8 protein-coding genes are annotated in these 6,435 nt (G+C 62.9%); 5 read left to right on the top strand and 3 right to left on the bottom strand.

The genetic code is table 11. The annotated features are described in order from the left end of the window. The 3 genes from RIF85_RS13910 to RIF85_RS13900 all read right to left on the bottom strand — a co-directional run. On the bottom strand, window positions 1-1,025 hold a 1,025-nt coding region (locus RIF85_RS13910), incomplete at its 3' end, for a spore photoproduct lyase family protein (protein ID WP_309072495.1). Between the two features lie 77 nt (window positions 1,026-1,102). Next, window positions 1,103-1,942, bottom strand: a complete 840-nt coding sequence (locus tag RIF85_RS13905; RefSeq protein ID WP_309072494.1) for a glucose 1-dehydrogenase — start codon at window positions 1,940-1,942, stop codon at window positions 1,103-1,105. A gap of 94 nt (window positions 1,943-2,036) precedes the next feature. Next, complete coding sequence (locus RIF85_RS13900) at window positions 2,037-2,576, bottom strand: hypothetical protein (protein WP_309072493.1); 540 nt, start codon at window positions 2,574-2,576, stop codon at window positions 2,037-2,039. 138 nt (window positions 2,577-2,714) lie between these two features. Here RIF85_RS13900 and RIF85_RS13895 point away from each other — a divergent pair, with 138 nt between their 5' ends. From RIF85_RS13895 to RIF85_RS13875, 5 genes are all read left to right on the top strand, one after another. After that, the gene (locus RIF85_RS13895; protein WP_309072496.1) at window positions 2,715-3,449 is read left to right on the top strand and encodes a glutamine amidotransferase; all 735 of its coding nucleotides are present in this window, start codon (window positions 2,715-2,717) and stop codon (window positions 3,447-3,449) included. Between the two features lie 122 nt (window positions 3,450-3,571). Then, on the top strand, window positions 3,572-4,780 hold the full coding sequence (locus RIF85_RS13890) for a glycerophosphodiester phosphodiesterase family protein (protein WP_309072492.1): 1,209 nt from the start codon (window positions 3,572-3,574) through the stop codon (window positions 4,778-4,780). Between the two features lie 144 nt (window positions 4,781-4,924). Next, window positions 4,925-5,599, top strand: a complete 675-nt coding sequence (locus tag RIF85_RS13885; protein ID WP_309072491.1) for a haloacid dehalogenase type II — start codon at window positions 4,925-4,927, stop codon at window positions 5,597-5,599. Window positions 5,600-5,673: 74 nt separating this feature from the next. After that, the gene (locus RIF85_RS13880) at window positions 5,674-5,994 is read left to right on the top strand and encodes a putative quinol monooxygenase (protein ID WP_309072490.1); all 321 of its coding nucleotides are present in this window, start codon (window positions 5,674-5,676) and stop codon (window positions 5,992-5,994) included. Between the two features lie 67 nt (window positions 5,995-6,061). Continuing rightward, a partial coding sequence (locus RIF85_RS13875) for an FAD-dependent oxidoreductase (RefSeq protein WP_309072489.1) occupies window positions 6,062-6,435 on the top strand: 374 nt, incomplete at its 3' end.

Genomic DNA, 6,435 nt, shown 5'->3' with positions numbered 1-6,435 from the left:
TCGATCAGCGCGGTCAGCTCCCGTACGTAACGGCCTTTTGTGCCGGAACGGTACCGGACGTTGGTGAAACCGTTTGACGACACCTTCGCTTCCTGGAGATCCGGCCGCCACAGCACTTTCTCGGCCTGCGGGTGCCACCCCAGGTTGACCTCGTGCAGCCGTTCGTTGTGGGTCAGGAAGATGACCTCGGCGGCGAGCTGGGCCTTCGCCGCCGGGGACAGCGTTGCGTCGAGCTGGTGCAGCAGTTGCTCCCAGTCTTCGAGCCAGGTGTCAGTGACGATGACGGGGGAGAAGTTCACGTGCACCTCGTACCCGGCAGCGACAAAATCGTTGATCGCTGCCATACGCTCGGCCACCGGAGACGTACGGACGTCGATCGACTTCGCAAGGTCCGCAGGCATAAGGGAGAACCGCACCCGGGTGTGCCCGCCGTGATCCCACCCAAGCATTGCGGGATTCACGTACTTGGTCGCAAAGGACAGCTTGGCCGTGGGGAGGTCCCGGAAGAGCGTCACCAGGTCCTCGACGTTGTCGCTGATCAAGGCGTCGACGGAGCAGTCGCTGTTCTCGCCGATGTCGTACACCCAGAGCTCCGGGTCACACTGGTTCGGTTCCAGCTTCATTCCCTGCCGGGTGGCGTGCCGCTCGAGCGTCCCGGCGATCTGATCGATGTTGGCGAACACCGTCACAGGATTGCTGTATCCCTTGTGCCTGGGCACATAACAGTAGGCGCACGCCATGGCGCAACCGTTGGCGGTTGAGGGTGCGATGAAGTCGGCGGACCTGCCGTTCGGCTTGACGGTCAGGGCCTTCTTCACCCCGAGAACCAGTGCCTCGGTCTTGATCCGCGACCAGCGGGGTACGTTGGTTTCGTCGCCGTGGACTTCCGGGATGTTCCAGTGGTTATCAACCAGCACGACGTCGGCGTCCGGCCACCGCTCCACGATCTGCTTGCCGCGGGGCAGCTCCAGGGCTGCAGGCTGGGCATAGATGCGGTTGATCTGCAGCAGCCGGTTGAATTCCATGTACCAATCCTTCCAAAACGCGGAAGATGCCGTGGGCAGTTATGCCCACGGCATCTTCGCTTGAGGCGGAACCGGTTCTACAGGATGGGCCGGCCGCCGGTGACGGCGATCCGCGCGCCTGACATGTAGCTGCCGTCGTCGGACGCCAGCAGGACGTAGGCGGGGGCTAGCTCCGCCGGCTGGCCGGCGCGGCCCAGGGGAGTGTCGTCACCGAATTGCTCCACTTTCTCCGGCGGCATGGTCGCGGGGATGAGCGGAGTCCAGATGGGTCCGGGCGCCACGCTGTTGACACGGATTCCCTTGTCGCCGAGCATCTGGGCAAGACTCGCAGAGAAGTTAGCGATTGCTGCCTTCGTTGCGGCATAGGGGGCCAGCTGCGGGCTCGGCATGTCCGAATTGACCGACGAGCTGCCGATGATCGAGGACCCCGGCGCCATGTGCGGCAGTGCTGCTTTGACCAGGTGGAACATGGCCGACACGTTCACCTTGAAGGTGTACTCCCACTCTTCGTCGCTGATCTCGTCGAGGCTCTCATGGCTCATCTGGTATGCGGCATTGCTGACGAGGACGTCAACCTTGCCGAACTCCTGGACAGCCAGAGCGATGATGTCCCGGCAATGCTGCGGATCTGACAGGTCTCCACGGACAGTGACGGCCCTGCGGCCTGCGTCTTCGATGTATCGGGCGGTTTCTTCGGCGTCGTCGTCTTCGCTGAGGTAGGAAATAAGGACATCGGCGCCCTCCCGAGCGAAGGCGATGGCGACGGCGCGGCCAATGCCGCTGTCACCGCCAGTGATGACTGCTGCCTTGCCCGTCAGTTTGCCGCTGCCCTTGTAGCTTTCCTCACCGCAGTCGGGCGTCGGGTCCATCTCCGACTGAACACCGGGTACGTCTTGCTGCTGTGCTGGCTGGCCCATGATTTCCTCTACTCCTACCGTTGCTTTTCCTGTCCTGTGTTAACCGAAGAGGCCCGTCGTTCTGGGGGAAACGACGGGCCCAACTCCTGGCTGCTTAGCGGTTGAAGAGTCCGCTGAGCACGTTCTTGGGACGCTGCTGCTCGCCCTGCTGAGCGCCAAGCACAATCACTGCGCCGCTGAGGGCCGGCAGAATCCACTGGAGGGTCTTCAGCTGCTTCTGCGCCTTCGCCAGTTCCTCCGGTGCACCCGGCTTGGGCTCAGTTGCGCCAACGGCACCGTGCTGGCTCAACTCGCCGACCTTCTTGCCGAGCATGCCGGAGTACAGGGAAGCGGTCATGCCGATAACCGTGATGGCAGACTTGATCACGGTGTTCGCTACTGCACCGGGCTGCCCGGCCAGGCGGCCCTTGTTGGCAGCGATGAGTCCGATGCCGCCGACCGCGTGGGCGCCGAACGCTGCGATCTGCACCGGAGTCCAGCGTGCCCAGCCAACGGTGGAAAGCCGGGTGCGTTCCGTGGGGTCCTTCGCTTCGGCTGCTGCCCCGTTCAGGCCGACGGCGCCCATGAGCGATCCGCCGAACCAAGCCGCAGCACTGAGATCGTGAAGGGATCGTACAAGCGTGTTTCCTGCCATGATGCTCTCCTTAGACTTGGGTGTTGCCGTGATCATCGAAAAAAGCAATTCTGTAACGGCTCCTCTTAATTTCTATCAGCATGCTTAGCATTTTGCGAGTGGTCGGTGGAAAAATCTGTTGGGCAGTACGATCGGTGGGTGCTACCGTTCCTGCTTTTAGGCACCCGCGCCGAGGACGAGGCGGCTGAGGGCGAATACCGCAGCTTCCTCCGTTTCACCGGCCTGGCGCCGTCGGACCTCCATCGGTTCAGGGTGGAACAGGAGCCGTTGCCCGAGCTGCGGCTGAAGGACTACTCCGGGATTCTCGTGGGCGGAAGCCCGTTCAACTCCTCCGACCCGGAGGACACGAAGTCGCCCGTCCAACATCGCGTTGAGAGGGAGCTCCGTGAGCTGCTCGACCGCGTGGTTGACGCGGATTTCCCCTTCTTCGGTGCCTGTTACGGCGTCGGGACCCTTGGCCGCCATCAGGGCGCGGTGATCGACCGCACCTTCGCAGAACCTATCGGGGCGGTGGAGATCACAGTCACTGACGACGGCGCAGCGGACCCGCTGCTGGCCGGCCTCCCGCCGCGCTTCGATGCGTTCGTTGGACACAAGGAGGCGTGTACGACGCTGCCTGGGCATGCGGTCCTGCTGGCGTCGTCGGCGTCGTGCCCCGTGCAGATGTTCCGGGTTAGGCAGAATCTGTACGCCACGCAGTTTCACCCCGAACTCGACGTGGAAGGCCTCGTGCAGCGTATCCGCATCTACCGCCATGCCGGGTATTTCCCGCCGGATCAGGCCGACACCGTTATCGTGCGTGCGAGGTCGTCGCAGGTGAGTTTGCCGCCGCTGATCCTCAACAATTTCGTCCGGCGTTACGCCCGCCACTAACCCTTTGAGTCGGCAGGTGTCGCTTTCACTCGGAGTTCACCCGGCGTTGACCGGACGGTTTCCAGCGCCATGAAGCATCGGGTGGGGGATTTACTCACTCATCCGAAAGGGACCCGAACCTTATGGCTTCTCGCCTGACCAGAACCATCGCCACCGCAGTTGCGGGACTGGCGCTCGTCACCGCACCCACCGCCGTCGCGCACGCTGTGCCCGCCCAGCAGGACAGCGACGCTCCGATCCTCATCGGGCACCGCGGAGCCGCCGGCACGGCGCCGGAGAACACCGTCGCGGCGTTCAAGGACGGGCGTGCGTCCGGTGCCGACTTCTTCGAAATTGACGTGCAGCTCAGCGCCGACGGCGTTCCGTTCCTCTTCCACGACAACACCCCTGCGCGCACCACGAACGTCGAAGAGGTGTTCCCCGGCCGTGAGAACGACCCGATCACCTCGTTCACATGGGCTGAACTGCAGCAGCTCGACGCCGGCTCCTACTTCGGTGAGAAGTATGTGGGCGAGCGCATCCCTCACCTGGATGCGGCGGCTGAGGTGGCGACCGTGAAGACCGGCGTCTATATCGAGATCAAGTCCCCGGTGAACTCGCCCGGCATCGAACAGGTCGTTGCCGATGAGCTCCGCACCGATCGGAAGTGGGCCCAGCTGGTCGCGGCGGACAAGATCCAGGTCATCGGATTCGACGAGGCATCCAACCGGCGCTTCGCGGAGATTGCTCCGGAGATCGAGCTGCAGCAGCTCACCAGCGTGGTGCCTGCCCGGGCGGTTGTGGAGTCCTGGGCAACCTTCGCGGACTCGGTTGGCACCAACTATCGGACGCTGACGGAGCAGAATGTCGCGGACGTGAAGGGCGCCGGCCTGATCCTCGGCGTGTACACGGTGAACTCGCCGGAGGCTGTGCAGTACTCACTGGACCTGGGCGTGGACGCCGTCACCACCGACTTTCCTATCCAGAACGAACGCTTCCTCAAGGGACAGGCGGTCTTCCCGGGAGCAGGCGTCGAGATTGCCGATTCCATCAACAACCCCGCCGGAGACGACGTCCAGCCCGAGAACGGCGAGTACGTGCTGCTGCGCAATACCTCAACGGCAAGCGTCGACGTGAGCGGCGCCATCATCCGGGATGCGGCGAACAACATCCTCTCCGTCGGCGACGGCTACGTACTGGCACCGGGTGCCGAGCTTCGTGTCTACACGGGGCCGGGTACCAACTCGCCCGAGGCCTACTACAACGGGGGTACCGCTTCGGTCCTGAACAACGGCGGAGACTCGGTTGCCCTCTGGATCGGCCCGCGCCTGCAGGACGTTTTCGCGAACTAACGCGTTCTTCTACTGGCGCGCGCCTATCGGAATAGCTCGTGCACAGCGCCTGGTCCCCGGGACTCCCGGAGATCAGGCGCTGTGTGCTTCCTCAATGAGTGAGCAGGGCTGTCCTGCGGAAGAGTCTCCTGAGAAGGTTGCACCATGATCAACCGACCTCGAACCATCGTCTTCGACGTGAACGAGACCTTATCCGACCTGAGCTTGCTCGCTGACGCGTTCGAGGCAGAAGGATTACCGGCGCTGAGTGCGCGCGTCTGGTTCGGCGGAATACTGCGTGACGGTTTCGCCCTTACCGTCACAGGTGAAAATCCCGGTTTCGCTGACCTCGCCAAGGACAGCCTTCAACGTATGTGTGGCGATGCACTGGGCGCCGGGGACCACACTGCCGCAGTGGAAAACATCATGGGCGCGCTCACGTCGCTGTCCGTTCACGACGACGTCGTCCCCGGCGTAGAAGCCCTTGCAGAGCTTGCCGAGTTGGTCACCCTGAGCAATGGTGCGACGTCGGTGGCGGATCGGCTTTTTCAGCAAGCTGGAATTCGCGGTCACTTCGCCCGCCTTCTGACCGTCGCGGATGCCGCCCGGTGGAAGCCGGCACTCGAGGCTTACGAGTATGCAGCTGCTGAACTCGGCCGGCAGCCGCAGGAGTTGCTGTTGGTAGCGGTACATCCCTGGGACATTCACGGCGCACAACGTGCTGGGTTGCGGACGGCGTGGATCAATCGGTCCGGTGTGAACTATCCCGGGTATTTCGACGAACCCGATATCGAGGCGAGGACTCTTGCCGAGCTCGCGAAGCGGCTGAGCGAGATGTAGGTGCGTCCGGGTGGACCTGGATTGCCGCCGAATGAATAGCATGGTTCAGCAACCCTCGAACGAAAGGCACCCGCATGATTTTCATCGTCGTCAAATTCAACGTGAAGCCTGACTGGAGCGACCGTTGGATAGACCTCACGCGCGAGTTCACCGAGGCCACCCGCGCGGAGCCGGGCAACCTCTGGTTCGACTGGTCACGCAGCGTCGACAACCCGAACGAGTTTGTTCTGGTGGAGGCGTTCGAGGATGACGCCGCCGGTGACCACGTGAACAGTGAACACTTCAAGCAGGCAATACAGGACATGCCGCAAGCTCTCGTTGAAACTCCGCAGATCATCAGCGAGAAGATTTCAGCCAATGGCTGGAACCGCATGGGAGAGATGACCGTCGACTGATCCCTCGCCCGCGGAGCAATGCCGGTAGGGTCAAACCAGTGCAGCACCATCTCGACCAAGGAGCCTCATGGCGCAGAGCAAGGACGACACACAGGGAGAGTCAGCTTCGCATCACGCGGTGCTCATCATCGGGGGCGGAAACGCCGGCATTTCCCTTGCGGCACGGCTGAAGCGCTACAAGGTCAAGGGGATCGCCGTCGTCGACCCTACCGAACAGCACCAGTACCAGCCCTTTTTCTCCCATATCGCAGGGGGCACGGGGAAGGCGGAGCTGGCTGTCCGCTCGCAGGAGTCCGTGATGCCGAAGGGAATTACCTGGCACCGTGATGCTGCGACGTCCATCGACCCCGCGGGGAAGACGGTCGTCCTCGCTTCCGGGCGTACTCTCACCTACGAACACCTCGTGGTCTGCCCTGGTATTCAGAAGAACTGGGACGGGAT

It is taken from the genome of Arthrobacter sp., assembly GCF_031179385.1.
Classification (GTDB): Bacteria; Actinomycetota; Actinomycetes; order Actinomycetales; family Micrococcaceae; genus Arthrobacter_D.
Note: the sequence above shows the minus strand (reverse complement) of the source record. Positions and strands in the feature narration are given on the sequence as shown.